At 35.9% G+C, this 17,621-nt stretch carries 16 protein-coding genes and 1 pseudogene; 7 read left to right on the top strand and 10 right to left on the bottom strand.

Annotated features, from left to right (window positions below):
• The first annotated feature begins 19 nt into the window (after positions 1-19).
• The 3 genes from K9B36_RS06075 to K9B36_RS06065 all read left to right on the top strand — a co-directional run bounded on the left by K9B36_RS06075 (position 20) and on the right by K9B36_RS06065 (position 2,229).
• Positions 20-1,435, top strand: a complete 1,416-nt coding sequence (locus K9B36_RS06075) for an FAD-binding oxidoreductase (protein WP_223701133.1) — start codon at positions 20-22, stop codon at positions 1,433-1,435.
• Positions 1,432-1,941, top strand: a complete 510-nt coding sequence (locus tag K9B36_RS06070) for a hypothetical protein (RefSeq protein WP_223701132.1) — start codon at positions 1,432-1,434, stop codon at positions 1,939-1,941. The genes K9B36_RS06075 and K9B36_RS06070 overlap by 4 nt, the downstream gene beginning before the upstream one ends.
• 126 nt (positions 1,942-2,067) lie before the next feature.
• Positions 2,068-2,229 (top strand): hypothetical protein, encoded by a 162-nt coding sequence (locus K9B36_RS06065; RefSeq protein WP_223701131.1) that lies wholly within the window; start codon positions 2,068-2,070, stop codon positions 2,227-2,229.
• A gap of 28 nt (positions 2,230-2,257) precedes the next feature.
• Here K9B36_RS06065 and K9B36_RS06060 read toward each other — a convergent pair whose 3' ends face one another.
• On the bottom strand, positions 2,258-3,067 hold the full coding sequence (locus tag K9B36_RS06060; protein ID WP_223701130.1) for a hypothetical protein: 810 nt from the start codon (positions 3,065-3,067) through the stop codon (positions 2,258-2,260).
• 560 nt (positions 3,068-3,627) lie between these two features.
• Here K9B36_RS06060 and K9B36_RS06055 point away from each other — a divergent pair.
• On the top strand, positions 3,628-5,115 hold the full coding sequence (locus tag K9B36_RS06055) for a S8 family serine peptidase (protein ID WP_223701129.1): 1,488 nt from the start codon (positions 3,628-3,630) through the stop codon (positions 5,113-5,115).
• Between the two features lie 324 nt (positions 5,116-5,439).
• Here the strand turns inward: K9B36_RS06055 and K9B36_RS06050 are convergent.
• A pseudogene (locus K9B36_RS06050) lies at positions 5,440-5,868 on the bottom strand (DUF7713 domain-containing protein).
• A gap of 427 nt (positions 5,869-6,295) precedes the next feature.
• On the opposite strand from K9B36_RS06050, the gene K9B36_RS06045 reads away from it, so the two are divergent.
• From K9B36_RS06045 to K9B36_RS06035, 3 genes are all read left to right on the top strand, one after another.
• Complete coding sequence (locus tag K9B36_RS06045; RefSeq protein ID WP_223701127.1) at positions 6,296-7,039, top strand: GDSL-type esterase/lipase family protein; 744 nt, start codon at positions 6,296-6,298, stop codon at positions 7,037-7,039.
• A gap of 460 nt (positions 7,040-7,499) precedes the next feature.
• Positions 7,500-7,844 carry a helix-turn-helix domain-containing protein gene (locus K9B36_RS06040; RefSeq protein WP_223701126.1) on the top strand — a complete coding sequence of 115 codons (345 nt, stop codon included), beginning with the start codon at positions 7,500-7,502 and terminating at the stop codon, positions 7,842-7,844.
• 351 nt (positions 7,845-8,195) lie between these two features.
• A complete protein-coding gene (locus K9B36_RS06035; protein WP_223701125.1) occupies positions 8,196-8,705 on the top strand; it encodes a competence protein ComK in 510 nt (169 codons plus the stop codon).
• Between the two features lie 376 nt (positions 8,706-9,081).
• Here the strand turns inward: K9B36_RS06035 and rfbB are convergent, their stop codons facing one another.
• From rfbB to K9B36_RS05995, 8 genes are all read right to left on the bottom strand, one after another.
• A complete protein-coding gene (rfbB, locus tag K9B36_RS06030) occupies positions 9,082-10,098 on the bottom strand; it encodes a dTDP-glucose 4,6-dehydratase (RefSeq protein ID WP_223701124.1) in 1,017 nt (338 codons plus the stop codon).
• A gap of 42 nt (positions 10,099-10,140) precedes the next feature.
• A complete protein-coding gene (rfbA, locus tag K9B36_RS06025) occupies positions 10,141-11,034 on the bottom strand; it encodes a glucose-1-phosphate thymidylyltransferase RfbA (protein ID WP_223701123.1) in 894 nt (297 codons plus the stop codon).
• 15 nt (positions 11,035-11,049) lie between these two features.
• Positions 11,050-12,153: a DegT/DnrJ/EryC1/StrS family aminotransferase gene (locus K9B36_RS06020; protein ID WP_223701122.1), complete on the bottom strand. Its 1,104-nt coding sequence runs from the start codon at positions 12,151-12,153 to the stop codon at positions 11,050-11,052.
• Between the two features lie 38 nt (positions 12,154-12,191).
• A complete protein-coding gene (locus K9B36_RS06015; RefSeq protein WP_223701121.1) occupies positions 12,192-12,731 on the bottom strand; it encodes a GNAT family N-acetyltransferase in 540 nt (179 codons plus the stop codon).
• Between the two features lie 10 nt (positions 12,732-12,741).
• Positions 12,742-13,680, bottom strand: a complete 939-nt coding sequence (locus tag K9B36_RS06010; RefSeq protein ID WP_223701120.1) for a hypothetical protein — start codon at positions 13,678-13,680, stop codon at positions 12,742-12,744.
• 9 nt (positions 13,681-13,689) lie between these two features.
• The gene (locus K9B36_RS06005; protein WP_223701119.1) at positions 13,690-14,886 is read right to left on the bottom strand and encodes an ATP-grasp domain-containing protein; all 1,197 of its coding nucleotides are present in this window, start codon (positions 14,884-14,886) and stop codon (positions 13,690-13,692) included.
• 113 nt (positions 14,887-14,999) lie between these two features.
• Entirely contained in the window at positions 15,000-16,463 is a 1,464-nt protein-coding gene (locus K9B36_RS06000) for a lipopolysaccharide biosynthesis protein (RefSeq protein ID WP_223701118.1), read from the bottom strand.
• 43 nt (positions 16,464-16,506) lie between these two features.
• Positions 16,507-17,577, bottom strand: a complete 1,071-nt coding sequence (locus K9B36_RS05995) for a TDP-N-acetylfucosamine:lipid II N-acetylfucosaminyltransferase (protein WP_223701117.1) — start codon at positions 17,575-17,577, stop codon at positions 16,507-16,509.
• Positions 17,578-17,621: the final 44 nt, after the last annotated feature.

The raw sequence follows: 17,621 nt of genomic DNA, 5'->3' as shown, positions 1-17,621 counted from the left end.
GGTCGTGGTGTTTCTAAGTTTGATTTTATGGAACATTCCAATTGAAAAAAGGAAATATGGCCTTAGCCAAAGCAATCTAGTAACGGATTATACTGGGCTGCTTCCTGAGAGAGTGGAACGAGTAATGGAGGCGACAAACCGCTCGGACTTGCAAGATATTATCAAAGAGGCAAATGAGAAGGGATATAAAATCTCTCTTGCCGGACTGCAGCATTCACAGGGCGGTCATACCTACTATAAAGATGGTGTCGTGCTGGATATGCGCAGCTTGGATAAAATTCTGGAAATTGATGAAAAAAACAAGACGATCCGGGTTGAGGCGGGAGCGTCCTGGGAGGAAGTCCAGCAAGCCATCACACCCTATGGACTTGCGCTGAAGGTTACCCAGTCCCAATCCATTTTTACAATAGGAGGCTCCTTATCTGTAAATGCACACGGGCGTGATATCCGTTTTGGACCAATGGCAGGAACGGTTAAGGAAATGACACTACTCACCCCGACTGGTGAAATTATTACAGTGACGAGGGATGATTCAAAAGAGTGGATGAAATATGTCTTCGGGGGATATGGATTATTCGGAATCATATTGGATGTCACATTAGAACTGACGGAAAATGAGGTCTATGCTATCCAGACGGAAGAAGTGAAAACGAAGGAATATGAAGATTACTTTAAACGATTAATGGACGATGATAAAACCGCCATGCACTACGCAAGGGTCAGTGTTGCTCCAGAAACTTTCCTTGAAGAAATGTATGTCATCAACTACGATATCACCGGAGAGATTGACAAGGATACACCTTTAAAAAAGGAAGAAGGAATTCGCATAAGTAAGTTTGCACTGGATATTGGCCGTAAAGGCGGCAAGCTGGAGGACCTGTTTTGGGAGACTCAAGGGCATTATATTGATTCCCTTGACGGTAGTACAATTACACGGAACAATGTCATGCGTTCCGAATCCACCTTTATGGAATATACCACTCCGGGGCGGGTTGAGGTGCTGCAGGAATTTTTCGTCCCTGTTAATTCTTATGAAGAGTACCTCCAGGATTTGAAAAAATTGCTCTCCTCCAATGACAGCAAGGAGGATTTTAAAGTGCACAACATCACTGTCCGCTATGCTGCAAAAGATGAAGTGACTACATTGAACTATGCAACTGAGGACATGTTAGGACTTGTGATTCTAATTCAGCATGGTTTGAAAAAAGACGAGATCGAAGGTGCCAAAAAGATTATTCAGGATTGGACAGACCTGACTTTGAAACATAGGGGGACGTACTATCTACCTTATTACCGTTACCAGACAAAGGAGCAGTTCAAGGAGTCTTATCCTGCATGGGAAGAGTTTTATAGGGAGAAAAGCCAGAGAGATCCGAATGAAGTCTTCCAAAATCTATTTTATGACTATTATCTAAAAGAAGGAAGTACATCATGAAAAATAGCCCTCTATTTGTAACGGTGGGGCAGGTTGCCATCTTGCCGTATTACATCATTTGGCTGAAAGAAGCCTCCATGACGTATACCCTTTTTGCTTTGTTCTTTGCTATGTTCTCCTTTGCAGCAGCATGGGGATACCGGGTTTTTCAGACTAAAAAGAACAAGCAACGATCCTATATCTTTCTCGTTTATGCAGGGATGGGAGTCGTTTTTCTAGGCGTTGGCCTGATCCGGTCCCCGTTTGATGCCCTCCCCTATCTGGTACTGCTAATCCAAGTTTTGATGGGCTTCCTGCAGGGTTATTTTCGAGCCTGGCATATAGAGCAAAAGGAATATCATTTGCATGCGGTGCACTCTTATTTACTTGTTGGGTGTGCAATGATAGGGCTGTCGCTTGTTCAAGTCCTATCGCCAGGTTTTTTTCTAATTTTATTTGGGTGTTTGTTGATTGTTTGCGCCATTGGAGAGATTTTTCGGAAAAATGATGATTGGGAAGCAGCGTGACGGTTCTCTGCTTCCTTTTTACTTACTGTGTTCTTCAAATTGGTTGGCTGGTTGGATAAAAGATAGTGTTGGCTGACCGCTTAGAAAATTGATCACATCTTCTTTTGTTCTGAGGGAGACAGGTTGATGACAATCTTTTTTCTATTAAAGGAAATCCCATACTATGCAGTGCAGTCGAGACCCGCTCTTTTCATTCTTTTACAGAAGCATCCAACGATAACAATCGATTCCATGCCGTCTTTCACCTGCACTTCCACTTGGATGCGATATCCCTCCAATCCTTTTTAACCGATACTCGTTACATTAGTGGACATACCTAAATTGTCCAACGATCTACGATGATTCCTACTAAATACCATTCCTCCTCATGTTTTTCAAAAGCGAGGATCAGCGATGCCCAGTTTAGGGAGTCTTCTTCGGCTGATACATAATATTCCATGAATTTCGCATCTGGATAGACTTCTTCTACATTCAGGATGATGTTGCCACGCTGTTCTAAATTATTGTAGTTGATTTCTTGAGCAAATCTCGAAAAGTCACGTATATAAATATACTCTTCATAATATTCCTTTGGTGTTAATTCGATTTGGTGACCACTGCCATCCTGTGTTCCCCAGGTGTATTTTGTATTGTCCTCGCTGAAGCCACGGATTTCCCCTTTGGTAAATTGCAAATGCTTCTCTGTATCGACATATCCATACGGTGAAAAACGGACGCCTTTTTCTGGGTGAGCATGGGCTGCTACTGTACCAAAATCTTCATTCTCAAGGCCTATTACGACAGAATCCGCTTTCTCCTTAATTTCTACTTCATCTGACTGACCATTTTCATTAGCTTCACGCTCTTCGATATCTTTCTCAATCGCTGCCAGTTCTTTTCTTTTTGCTTCTAGTTCGTTGTTTACTTCTTTTAGTTGAGTTTCCTTCTCCTTAATCTCTGCTGTTATTTCCTGTAGTTTTTCCTCTTTCTCCTTTAGAGTTTCTTCACCTGTATTGTTGTGCTCTGGTTCCTTTGTATTATCTGCCGGAGAGGTATCATTATTTTCATTTGAACAGGCCCCCAACAGCAGGAGGATGGAGGTCAGAATAACTAGGGAGAGGCTTTTCATTCTTGAAGTGGTAACCATGCATTTCCCTCCTTGAAGTTTGTTTTTTATTAGGCTCTTATAGAACTTATTCCTCTAAGAACCTATCTGAAACATGAAGGCTGTTGCTCCTTCAAATGGATTATAATTATAATACGTCGGATTTCCCCCCACTATGAATGATGCTGAATTTGAATAGAATTTAATACTAATATAGTGTGATCAATAAGAATTATATTTCAGAAGTTAAGTAGCCTTATTCCCATTATGGATAAAAAAAAACACCGGGACGGTCCTAGTGTTTTCTTCGTTTAGCCAAATGAAAGAAAACATAAGGTCCCTGTGTTTCCAAAACCACGTCCTACGCTGTCCCCCTGACCCTAAAAGATAAAAAGATAAAATCATGATAATCTCCCTATTTTTTTGACGCATTTCTACAAATTGCATGTAAAATTTTATTATTTATTGAAATTATCTACTTCTATTGAACCAAATTGTGTCAATAATTGTCTGGAAATTTGAAATTTAAAACAAAGGAGTTCTTTTAAAATTATGGAATAAGGTATATGTTTCAAAAAATAATACTTGAAAGGATGAAGGTAATGAAGAAAGGTTTTTTATTATTTCTAGGTGCTTTACTAGTGTTTTCATCACTTAGTTTTAATGCATTTGCATCACCACAAGAAGTATCTAGCTCAAAGCAGGCATTTATCGTTGTTTTTAAATCTCAAAACAGCCTGCCTGCTAATTACCAGTCAATTATTGAAAAAGCTGGAGGAGAAGTGACGTATGAGGTAGCTAAAATTGGAACAGTTGAAGCTACAACTTCTAACCCTACTGCATTTATTAAATCTTTAGTAAAAGACAAAAATATTGCGAGCCTTGCTCCTTCGATGGAAGTGTCGTTAGATTTACCCGACTTTGAGGTAACGACTTCTGATATTGAACAAAGTGGCTTACAACCTGTTCCAGCTGAAGAAAGCATTTGGGAAGCTGGATGGCAATGGGATATTGAACGAGTAACTAATAAAGGTGCGAGTCACGCCCTTTCAAGTGGTAGTAAGGATGTTGTAGTAGGTATTATCGACTCTGGCATTGATTTTGATCATCCCGATTTAAAAAGTAATATTGTTCCTGGTTCAAAAACATTTGTTCCTGGAACAACAGATGCATGGGATTTTAACAGCCATGGTACTCACGTTGCTGGAACAATCGGTGCCAATGGCCGTATTAAAGGTATTGCGCCTGAAGTAGGTCTTCGTGCATACCGAGTATTCGGTGCTTCAGGTGGTGCACAGCAAATTTGGATTACAAACGCAATTATCGCGGCTGCGGATGACGGCGTGGATGTTATCAATATGAGTTTAGGTGGAACTAGAGTAGTTGGGCAATGGTATTATACAGATCCTACTACAGGGGAAAAAATCCGTTTAGGTAATGATGCTGCTGATATGGTAGCTTACAACCGTGCGATTCGTTATGCTACGAATAAAAATGTAACAGTTGTTGCCTCTGCAGGTAACGACGGGCAGGATTTAAGCAACCCTGCAAAGTTAGCTGATTGGTATAATGCTGTTTTAGATGCGAATCCTGCTACTGCTGCTTATGATGTTCAAGGTGCTGCATTTAAAGTTCCTGCTCAAATTCCTGGAGTAATTACTGTTTCAGCTCTTGGTGGAGGATTTGGCACAGAGGATCGCCTAGCATTCTACTCTAACTATGGAAACGGGAATATTGATCTTTCAGCTCCTGGTGGAGATTTAGGTCCGGATTATAATGGAGCTCGTGTACCAGGTGACTACAAATGGTTAGTTTTAAGTGCTATTCCTACTTATTTAGACTCTCCAACTGGAGTTGCACAATTTGGTACTCAAGGCTATGGATGGAAGGGTGGAACTTCAATGGCTTCCCCACAAGTTGCTGGTGTAGCTGCTGCTTACATCGCTAAAGTATATAAAGAAACTGGAAAGAAGCCATCTCCAAGTCAAGTTCAAACACACTTACAACAAACTGCAGAAGATGCAGGCAAAAACGGTTTCGATCCTATCTTCGGTCATGGTGTAGTAAATGCATATAATGCAGTAAAGTAAATATTATAAGCATCTTCATAGAGTATAAAGATTTTCTTTTATGATGTAGATTAACAGAGGGTAAAAAGACGGCGTTCTAACTGACAACAGTTTTGGAACGCTGTTTTTTAATTCATTTTGAAAAGTGAAAATTGGAAGCAGCGTGACGGTTCTCTGCTTCCATTTTCACTTTTTCATTAATACTTACGCCTTAAAAAAAATCCAATTCACATAAGTCCCCCGTATTCTTGCTGCTTGTCTTTGGGATATCCCCCTTCTATAATCTTATCTTCCGAATCAGTGATAGTCTTTTAGTTCGGGCTAGGCTTTTGACTTGGGTCTCACTTACTCCATATCATCCGTCATATCCGCCATCGTTACCTTTATCTGAAATCCTTCAAAAGACATCACCATTTCCCCTAACTACTCCCAAGTATAGGGCTTTCCATCTATGATAACCAACGGGGTGCTTTCATTTTCCGGGTCATAATTCAATCTTCCTATCACTTCATTATGTGCCATGGTTTGATATTTCTGCCCATTCGGAAACTGACCATCTTCTATATGAATCGTCTGAATCCCCGTTTGCACCTTGTCCACTAACCTTTTATATAATTCCTTTTGATCAACATCCAAACTTTCATGCACTGCGAATTGATAGCCGTTATCCTTATTTTCCAGCGCTTCCAAGTAGATCCCTATTGGATGAAGGTGTTCTTTGACACTAAAGTGCCTGTCCTTCCCTGCTCCATCCTTTAATGAGAAAGATTCCACCTTGGGCTCAAGCTTCACACCAAAAAGCGGGTGTGTGAATTGTTATGCAGTTGATATTCACCATCTGGTTTTAAAACCCCTAAATTTTTTATTAAAATTCAGGAATGCTAAATGGTAAAAATCATGTGCGAGGACCGTCTCCTTGTTTCCTTAGTACTTTAAAGAAAAGAAGGGTCGAGGGACCTGTCCCCTCGACCCTTTGCTCGTTGGGCCAGAGGAACTGTGCTCTAGTCTCTTACTAATTTAAAATCTGAATACTTTTACTAAGGAAGCAAAGAACCGTCCCCTGCTTACCAAAAGCTTTAAGGCACAGGGGACTGCCCTCCGAATCTTTTTCAATAAAATATTTATTTTCCTCTGGAAGGAAAAGCGTTTCTTAATAGAGAACAATTTAATAGAGTAAAATTAAGTAAGGGGAGGGAAAGTTATGAAAATAAGAAAATGGTTAGTCAGCGCATTGATAATTAGTTCACTTTTTGTTTCAATCCCATTTACCGCGTCAGCAAAGAATGTCGAAAAGGAACATTTTGATTATGTCGCTCTAGGTGATTCACTCGCTGCAGGACGAACACCATATGGAATTGATCAGGATGGTTACGTTGACTTTCTAGCAAACCGTTTTGAGCAATCTCAATACAATGTAAACCTCGACAATTATGGGGTATCAGGTTATAGGACGCAACATATTTTAGATGAGCTCTTCATTCCTACAAATCCGAAGTATGATAGCCTTCGAGAATCTATTAGTAATGCGGAGCTTGTGACGATTGATATTGGAGCGAATGACTTACTAGAAAAATTAAACATAGTCCTAACTAATCCGGAAATGGCTCAGCCGGTTGTAAGCGAGATTGGAAATAACATTTTTGCCATTTTAAGTGAAATTGATAAGATCAATCCTGATACTAAGGTATATGTAATGGGCTACTACAATCCATTTCCTCATCTACCAGAACAACAACAAGCGGCACTAATGCCACTGTTGGATGCTTTCAATCAAACCATTCAAAGTGTAGCTAGTATGAATGGTGATATCTTTGTTCCAACGTCTAAGGTGATTGAAAAACATGAGAAGGAATACCTACCGAATCCTAATGATATTCACTTGGACGTAGAAGGATATTACGTCATTGCTAAAGAGTTCTGGAAAGCGATTCAAAAAAATAAGTAAAAATTCATAGGTTTATGTTAAGCACAAAGGACAATCCTGTAATGGGTCATTCCTTTGTGCTTATTGCATGCTCCCACTTTAAACTCAGATTTTTACGATGCATTCCCCTGCAGAAACAGGAAAGCTTTCCCCCCTTTATACCCAATGAAAACCATACACATGGATTTAGGCACCTCTAAGGTATAAACGGATCGCTGTTCTGTCCTCTCAGGCTACCAGTAGTCGTAGAATCCACATTCAGTTGCTTTAATTATCAGAATAAGTAGACACTGGAATGAGAAACCTCTACCAATAATCCTTAGCTCTATTCATTGTTATTCTACAAAATATATCAAATAACCAATATAATTCCATATTTTTTATCCTTTACCCACTATAGTGTGTAAATACTATTAAATACCAACTATAGAGTGTTCAACAAAAATTACCTCTGGGATTTACTAGGAGTAGAGGTGATTTTATGTTTAGTGCAAAGGTAGTTGGTCATAGGATACGAAAGTTACGGACCAAAAGAAAGTGGAATCAGGAGAAGTTGGCGGAGGCTGCAGGTGTTTCCTCTAATTATGTTGGTGAAGTGGAACGCGCGAAAGTGTCGGTTACAGTTGAGGTGCTGGCAAGGATAGCAGTTGCACTTGATACGACTTTAGAAGATTTAACCCGCTATTCCGAGAAATTAGCTGGTGTGGATAATCCGGAAGATATGATTGATATTATGGATATGCTTGTTGGCAGGTCACAAGAAGAGCTAGAATCTGCACGGCAAATCTTGGAGATTCACTTTAAATCGATTGATAGAAGTAAATAGGCGAACGCTTCTCTGGTAGTTTAAAATATTTTTTCTATGCTCTCTTTGGAAAGGTGAGTGATTTACTATGATCTAATGTTGAAGATACAGAACCTTATAGTTTTTATTCCCCCACGCCATTGGTTCGCTTTTCTTAATTTCCCCCTCTTAGTCTTTTCATCTTTGTACTTTCCAGTCCGCCTTATCTTATTCATTCATTAAAATCGAATAGCTTTTTACTGGTAAAATTCACTCTCTTCCATAAGATAGGTATCCTCGAAGAAGCTTCTACTCCAATCATCTATCCAATTTCGATTCCAATATTATGTGCGCTCCAGTGCACCGTTGCCTGGGGTTAAAAGGAGAATATTCATGAATATAATAAGCGAGTACACGATTAGTCATACCACGATTGCAATCCTTCCTAATCTTCACCCGGAGTATCAGACGATGATTATAGATATGGAGGGGATTTTTTATACGAAGGATCGGTCTGGTGTCATTTTGAACAGGAGTTGTTTAAAGTATGGGGCTTCCTATGATGGGAGAAAAGAGGCGGCGACGCATTTGACGAACTATGTGCAAAAGACGCCGATCTTGATTTCAGAGGTGGAGGGGATTATTGCGCTTCCTACTCATTCGCCTGAGCATGAGGATTGTGCTTGGATTTTGTATCATCAAATTAAGGAAATCAAGCCTAGCAAACGGACATGTTGCATGATTAAGTTTCATAACTATACCGAATTGGAAGTGAAGATTAGCTCGCAGACAATGCGGCAACAGATTCAGAAGGCGTCGGTAATTTATTCGATTTTTTGTACGGAGCAGCGGATTAGTTATAGTTTTGTGGTGGAGAAGGGGCGAAGGAATTTTAGTAGGTAGGTGGTGGGGGTTGGGGGAGGGTTTACTCGTTGGACCAGGAGAACTGGGCCTCCGGTCTCCTATTAATTTAAAATTTTGAATATTATGACTACGGAAGCAGAGAACCGTCCCCTGCTTCCTCCTTGACGGTTACAATAAATAGCCTCCCTTTATAAAAATGGTTGATTTAATAAGTGAAATGAATGGTTGGAGATTCGATTGTAGAAAAAAAGAGTGGGTGTGTGAATAGCTTTGAATAGAAGGGATAGATTATGCGGCTGTTTATTGATATTCTACATCTGGTTTTAAAACCCTTCAATTTTTTCGGAATATTTGTGAATAATCTTAATGGTAAAAAATAGGGAAACACGAGGACCGTCCCCGTGTTTCCCTTTTACTATTCTTCTATACTATACTGTTTTTCAAAATAATTTTGATATTCACCACTAATAATTTGCTCCCACCATTCTTTATTATCAAGATACCATTGAATCGTTTGAGCAATTCCAGTTTCAAATGTATAAGTAGGTTTCCAACCTAACTTTTCAAGCCTAGTAGGATCAATTGCATAACGCTTGTCATGGCCTAATCTATCTTTTACAAACTCGATTAGGTTATCAGACTTTCCTAATGCTTGGATAATTGTTTTTACTACTTCTAAGTTTGTACGCTCATTATGGCCACCTACGTTATATACTTCACCATTGAGACCTTTGTGTAGTACTAGGTCAATTGCAGCGCAGTGGTCTATAACATGTAACCAGTCACGAATATTTTTCCCGTCACCGTATACAGGTACTTTTTCATTATTTAGTACACGCGATATCGTTAATGGAATTAATTTTTCAGGAAAGTGATAGGGGCCGTAATTATTAGAGCAACGAGTTATATTCATTGGCAAACCATACGTTTCATGATATGCACGAACTAGTAAATCAGATGACGCCTTACTTGCACTATACGGGCTGTTAGGCTGTAGCGGTGTTTCTTCGGTGAAGAATGTAGTTGGATCAAAGTCAAGCTCGCCATATACTTCATCTGTTGATACATGGATGAACTTCGTTAGATTAATCGCTTTTGATGCGTCTAATATTACTTGGGTTCCAACAACATTCGTTTTAACAAAGATTCCCGGATCAGTAATTGAGCGATCCACATGACTCTCAGCAGCAAAATGAACTACATAATCAAACTGTTTTTGCTCAAAAAGGGAAATAATAGTTTCTCGATCAGTAATATCCGCCCTAATGAATTGATAGTTACCCTTATTTTCGATATGTTTATGCTTAGTTAAGTCACCGGCGTATGTTAATAAATCTAAATTATAAATATTATAGTTAGGATATTTGTCAACCATAAACTGAACAAAGTTTCCCCCAATAAAACCGGCTCCTCCAGTAACTAATATGTTCATGATAAGACTCCTTTACAATTACAGAATATACCAACAGAGAAGTTATACCGTGATAACTTCTTTGTTAAATGCTGTGATAGCAACTTCTTCTAAGTACTTTCCGTATTCTGTTTTTATTAGTGGTTGTGCCAGTTGTAATAATTGCTCTTTTGTAATATAGCCTTTACGAAAAGCTATTTCTTCGATACAAGCAATATACAATCCTTGACGCTTTTGAATAGCTTCAACAAAATTTGAAGCATCAAGTAAAGACTCATGTGTCCCTGTGTCTAGCCATGCGAGACCTCTACCCATAATATCTACTTTTAATTTTCCTCTTTTAAGGTAATCATCAATAATAGAGGTAATCTCCTTTTCTCCTCTTTCGGATGGTTTTACTTTTTTAGCTACTTCAACAACATCATTATCAAAGAAATATAATCCAGGGACTGCATATGATGATTTCGGATTTTCTGGTTTTTCTTCAATAGAAATTGCATTTCTATTTTCATCCACCTCAACTACACCATATGCTCGAGGATCTTTCACGTAACATCCAAGGATTATTCCTCCACTTTCTAATAAAGCTGCTTTTTTTAATCTATTACTAAAATTAGACCCATAAAAGATGTTATCTCCCAGTACTAAAGCAACCGATGAATTCCCAATAAATTTTTCACCAATGATAAATGCTTCCGCTAAACCATTAGGGTCCTCTTGAATTGCGTACTCAAATTTCATGCCTAGATCACTACCGTCTCCCAAAAGCTCTTTAAATCCGATAACATCTCTCGGGGTAGAGATGATAAGAATTTCTTTAATCCCCGCTAACATTAATACAGATAAAGGGTAATAAATCATTGGTTTATCATATACCGGTAACATTTGTTTAGATACAGCTTTAGTTAATGGATATAGACGTGTCCCTGAACCCCCTGCTAATATAATACCTTTCATACTCTCGCCCCTTTCTTAACCTTTTATAATCTCACATATTCTATCCACATCTTCTAGTGATAAATCAGCAAATAAAGGGAGTGTTAAAACTCTATCTGCAATATACTTAGCAACTGGAGTTTCTCGAGTGTTAAAACTACCTTTATAACACTCTAAACTATTAGTTAATGGGTAAAAATATTTCCTTGAAAAAATACTTTTACCTTTTAATAATTCATGTACTTCATCTCTTGTATATTTATAACCATCAAACACAACTGGAAAATATGCATAATTGCTTCTTACACTATCTTGAGCTTTTAATAATTTTATTCCTTCTACACTATTTAGATTCTCATAATATCTCTCTACAACTACTTTCCTTTTTTTTATCTCCATATCTATATTACGAAGATTACAGAGACCCATAGCTGCTTGAAATTCATTCATTTTAGCATTACCACCGATATAATCAACTGACTCTTGTCCTGTAATACCAAAGTTTTTTAGTGCGGTTAATTTTTCCTTTATATTAGAATCCCTAAATGTTAATGCTCCTCCTTCTATAGTGTTAAAAACTTTTGTTGCATGAAAACTAAACATAGAAACATCACCAAAGTTACCAACCCCTTGTCCATTTACAGTAACTCCAAAGGCATGAGCAGCATCGTAAATAACTTTAAGGTTATACTTTCTAGAAATCCTTTCAATTTCTTTGACATTACATATAGTTCCATAGACATGAACAGGAATGATTGCCGAAGTCCTCTCTGTTATTAGACTCTCAAGATTTTCTGTTTGTAGAGTATAATCATCTGGATCTATATCAGCAAAAACTGGGGTTAGTCCATTACGTACTATTGCATGCGTAGTTGAAGCAAATGTAAAAGGGGTTGTAATAACTTCTCCTGTCAAATTATAAGCAGCTATTGCATTTTCTAAAGCAAGATGACCGTTGGAATAAAGGGAGATATTGGGTGAGCATAAATACTGCATTAAATCAGCTTCTAATTGCTGGTGTTTCGTACCCATATTAGTCAACCAGCCACTCTCCCAGAGATCTTTTATTTCCTCAATATAATCCTCATATAGTGGCATTGAAGAGCGTATTACTTGAATTTGTTTGACTTTACTATTCATTAGAGCCTCCATTAAATATAAGTACTTTTAATTATGGGTTAATTTAAGACATACATACTGTTGTATTCAGACTTCAATATGCTATAAATATAAGCATTATGGAACCCATTTTGCTTGAATACGTAATCTCGTACTAAACCATCTCTCTTAAACCCAATTTTTTCAGCCATTCTTAACGATGCTAAGTGATCCTCTCTCCAAAAACCATACATCATGTTCATACCTAGTTCCTCGAATATATGTCTTAATAATAATTGTGAAGCCTCAGTTCCGTACCCTTTTCCAGCGTGTTCTCTTGCAATAACTATGCCACCATACTGCGCTTTCCTGTTTAAATAATCAATATTTGTGGCAGCAACATACCCTATGGGAGTGTTCTCACCTTTGGTACAAAGCATTAAATATAATTGGTCGCGGTTATTAAATATTTTATCTTCTATCCACTTTATATCACGTTCTGAAGAGATATAGAATTTATTTCCACATGTATATTTATATAATTCATCTTCATTTCTTAATAAATTTATAAATGGTAAGTCTTCGTACTCAAATGCCCTTAAATATAGTTTACTATTCATTTTTTCCTCCTTATAAACAACTGATAATCTGTTTCATATCCCCTACACCATATCTCTGGTCACAAGGTAAGGGTAAGATGTTTGCAGTATACCGGTATTCAATGCTATCCTCTGACATATTCCTAAGTACATTAGGCCAAAGGGTAGGAAGATATATTTTCTTTTTAGCTAGATTCTTTCTAACTTCTAAGCCATTTTCAATATAATATGGATACGAAAAAGCACCATTGGGTTTAATAACCTTTATTTTATTTTGTATACCAAGTATTTGATCTAGATAATCATAGTTTTCATTCCGAACTTCTCGAACTTTCTCATAGTCAATGGCCCCAAGGATATTTCTAGTAAGCTTAGACATATACTTTAATGATTCATTTTTGTAGGAAGCATCGTTTTCTTGAAAATCATTGTAATATTCGGAAGCCATACTTTCATACCTTCCTAATATATGTGTCATTCGTTCTTTTGAAATATCTAGTTCAAGATTTTCGCATAATACCATGTCTGTTGAAAGATATGCACCGTCAGGGACCCCAAAAAACTTTCTACAGGAATATATTGTATCTATACCATCTAATGGTTTTTGAAAAAAAGCTTGGGTATTATCAAGGATAACTCTTTTATATTTTTTTTGGAAAGAGCGTACTTTATCACTTGGAAACTGACCGTAGTAATTAACTATATATAGATACTCACTTTCTAACAGGTTTTTATTGAATATAGGATTAAAATGTTCATCTATATAATAATATTCAAAGGTATATTTATACTTTTCAAGAATATTACTTACAGAATTACAAAGAAAATATGGAATGTATAATTTTTTAATTCCTTTTGCCTTTAACAAATAAATTAAGGCATTTCTACCCGTATTCAATCTAACCAAATTTCTATAATATTCATTATTAACAAATTCATCTAATCCGAAATAACCACCAATTTCTTTCATTATATCCACCTATTCAACAATAACATTAATCCACTGTTCTGTTCTTTCCATCAAATTATGCATTTCCTCTACTGATTCAAATTTCAAGAAGATTATGCCAATTGCATTATTTGCTGCATTAAAGTACTGAACAGTATCTCCTATTTTTTTATAAATAACTTTTTTAACAATTTTATTCTCTATTTCTTTGTTAATCCTGATACCTTTATATATACCACTCTTAGACGTATGCAAATTATGAGTGGCAAAATATAGCTGTTTATTAGTATGTGGTAGTTCAATAGTATCCAGCCCTATTGCCGCATCAATTGTTGCAGCAACTAAATCAACTCCCGTTATCATTTTAAGTAAATCAGGTATCATATTGCCGCCGTTTCGTGGCCCCATTTCAATAAGATGCAAACTCCCTTGCTTATCAAATATGATTTCTAAATTAAAGCCACCAAGTTTTATTTCTAATAAGTCTACAACCCTTTGAACTTCTTTATTAATTTGAGCGATTCTTTCATCACTAACTTGAACGGGATAGCTTTTTCCAACTGGTACTAAAGGATTCACCTTATTATTTCTATGACAATTGAGTAATCCCATAAATTCTACTTTTCCATTAAGTACAAAGCAATCTCCGCCTATCATGTAAGAATGATCTCTGATTATGAATTCTTCAATTATTACTTTTCTCTGCCTAGACTGTTCTATAGCTAAAATAAACGCATCTTTTAGCTCTTCTGTAGACTCAACTCTTACAACACCCTTACTTCCGGAGGAATCTACTGGTTTAACCATTACCGGAAATTTATAATCTTTTATTGCCTCTTTAACATCAAGATAATTTTTAAAACTTTGAGCCCGTGGGCAATTAAAGTTATTTATTCTAAGAAATTCACGAAATTTATCTTTGTATGCTAAAGTTTCTACCGACTTATACGGATTAGTCAATAATCCCAACTTTTCTGAAACATATGCGGCGGTAGGAGCTGCAGGATCCGATGCATATGCTACAATTGCATCAATTTTTTCTTTTATAGCAATTTCTAAAACTGCATTTTTATCAGTTGTACTTACACAATAGTATTTATGAGCAATGTATTGTCCTGGATTATCCTGTAGAAAATCACATAATATTGTATAACAACCAGATTTATTAGCATATTTAATAGCTGTTACTTGTTGGGCTGATCCGCCAAGTAATAGTAGTCTTTTCATACTTTCACTCCTGTTCCATGGAAATCATTAAATCACTTTTCAAATCATAGGAAACCTTATTACTCCCCTATGTTAGAGTAGGTGAATCCAGCTAATTTTATAGAGTAGATATATTATCTCCTTCTTTTTGCTATACTTCTTATTAAATTTACTGTCAGTTTAAATTCTTGTATTTTCAGTACCCAACTTAATCCAACATATATAGTAACTCCAAGTAATAATTGAATAGTGAGTTTAACTAAAAGGTGTATATTAAAGAATTCATTTGAATAATAAACTGCACACGACATTGAAACCGCTAATAAGAATGAAGGTAACATATCCTTAATCTGACTTAAAAATGAGTAATTAATTTCCTTAGCTGCGTAATAGGTGTTAATAAACAAGCTAAAATAAGAACTAATAATTGCTGCACTAATTAATCCTTCAATTCCAGAATCTAAGATGATTGCTAAAAAGATTAGTATGGTTAGTACTATTTTTTTGAAAATTTCCAGTAGCAAGAATAAATCAGTTCTGTTCTTAACTTTTAAAACATTTAAATTAATAGCTTGGATAGGATAAAGCATACCAGCTAAGCATAAAAGTTGAAAATACACCACTGACGGAATCCACTGTTCCCCTAATAGTAACGGAATAAGACTAGGAGCTATCGCAGCTAACCCTAACATGAAGGGAAAATAAATATATGCTGTCATCCTAAGTAACTTTTTATAATTCAAAGATAGCTTATGACTATCTTCCTGTATGCTACTTAAAATAGGATAGGTTACTTTTTGTATAGCTTGCGTCATTGATTGGGATGATGCATCTCTTATTTTAGCTGCATTTGTATAATAGCCAAGTTGAGCTATTGGGAATAGCTTTCCAATTATAACAAAATAAACATTCTTGAAAATTGTATCTATCAAACCGGAAAGCAATAACTTATAGCCGAAATTAAAATATTTCTTAAATAAATTGAAATTAAAAGATGATAACGGAATCCATTTATTCCCAATTATTAATAATGCCATTTCTACCATTTTCATTAGTACTTGTTGAGCAACTAAACTCCAGACACCAAGACCATTAATCGCCATGACTACAGCTACAGCTCCAGATGAAAATACAGCAATAGCACTAACTTTAGTTTGTGTTTTGAAGTCCACTTTTCTAATTAAAATAACTCGTTGTATTACAGTAAATGCATTAAAAATAACTATAATCATAGTTATTCTTAGTAAATCAACTAATTGCGGTTCATTGAAAAAAACTGCAATATAGGGAGCAAAGAAGTACATGATTAGATATACAAATATTGAAATAAATAAATTAAAGTAAAATACCGTAGAATAATCTTCTTTTCCAGGATTCTTTTCACGTATTAAAGCTTGATCTAAACCACTCTGTACAAATGTATTTGAAATCGCTATGAATATAGTTATCATGCCAATTAGACCAAAATGTTCAGGCAATAGTAATCTTGCTAATACTAATTGGAGAATTAATTGCATACCCTGTTTTGAAACTAGTTCTACAAAACTCCATAATAATCCATTTACTGTTTTAGATTTTAAATCTGCAATCTTTGGCATTCTATCTCTCCAGATAATTTAATAATGGCTATGCTACAGTATCTTAATCCTCAAAAATTTCGGTCCAAAGACTAATGGCATTTAGTGGTTCATATCTTTTTCTCACAATGCCCATATTCCAATCTACGATTTTCTTATCGTTATATGCAAATTCATCAAACGTTTCATGGCTAATATTTTCAATATCAAAAACCTCAAGAGACATGTCTCTTGACATCTCCAACCACATAGTTGTACCGCTTTTCATATAAACTTTTTTACCCAAATACAACATGGAATAAATATTACCTAATCCCTGTTGTCGGTCATTATTGTATATACCTATATCAAAAGAACTTAAGTATTCCATATAATCATCCATAGTCATGAAGCTATCAAGATAAGTAAACTTATCATTAAAGAGTTCTTTACCATACATAATAACTTTTTCTGCATATTCCTTATTCCCATATGACAAGGGACATACTATTTCAATATTTTCACCCTTGTATTTTTTTAATATTTCGAACACTTCTAAATGATTATTGGTTGAGGTAGCTGAATTCCCCACAATAACTCTAATTTTTTTTCTTTTCTTTTTAAAATAATCAGCCCTGTTAATTATTTCTTTAATCTGTTTTGTTCGCTCATCGCTAATATAAATTGCCATAAACCTTTTCGCTTTTGTATCATATAAATCTGTTACTAGTTCTTGATCACCTTTAACTAAAGTGGAAATACCATAAATATTTTTAACTATACTCTTTTTCATCATTGCAAATATTCTTTTAATTATATTACTTTCTCGATAACTAAATAAATCTCCCCCCCATACAATCCAATTACTTTTTTTTAGTAACCACGGTTGTACAAAAAGTAGGAGTAATAATTTCTTGCTAAATAAACTATGCAAAATTATTTTCTCGGATTTATTCATTAAGACGATTTTCGTCAATAAATTTTTAACTCCCCCAGAAAACCAATAAATATTTTTATCTTTAGTTACTATGTCTTTGACATAATTTTCGCCCTTAATAACATAAAAAGCATGACTTTTATTGTTAAATTTATCATTTACAAATTCTATATAAGGAAGCGTAAATTTATCATTTGGAATAAAGTGTAAAACTTTCATGAATTCCCTCCAACACTTCATAAATACTCTCTTTTGATTAAAGG

This window comes from Sutcliffiella deserti (genome assembly GCF_020037475.1).
GTDB lineage: Bacteria > Bacillota > Bacilli > Bacillales > Bacillaceae_I > Sutcliffiella_A > Sutcliffiella_A deserti.
The sequence above is the reverse complement of the archived record's forward strand: the minus strand, read 5'-3'. Positions and strand labels throughout refer to the sequence as shown.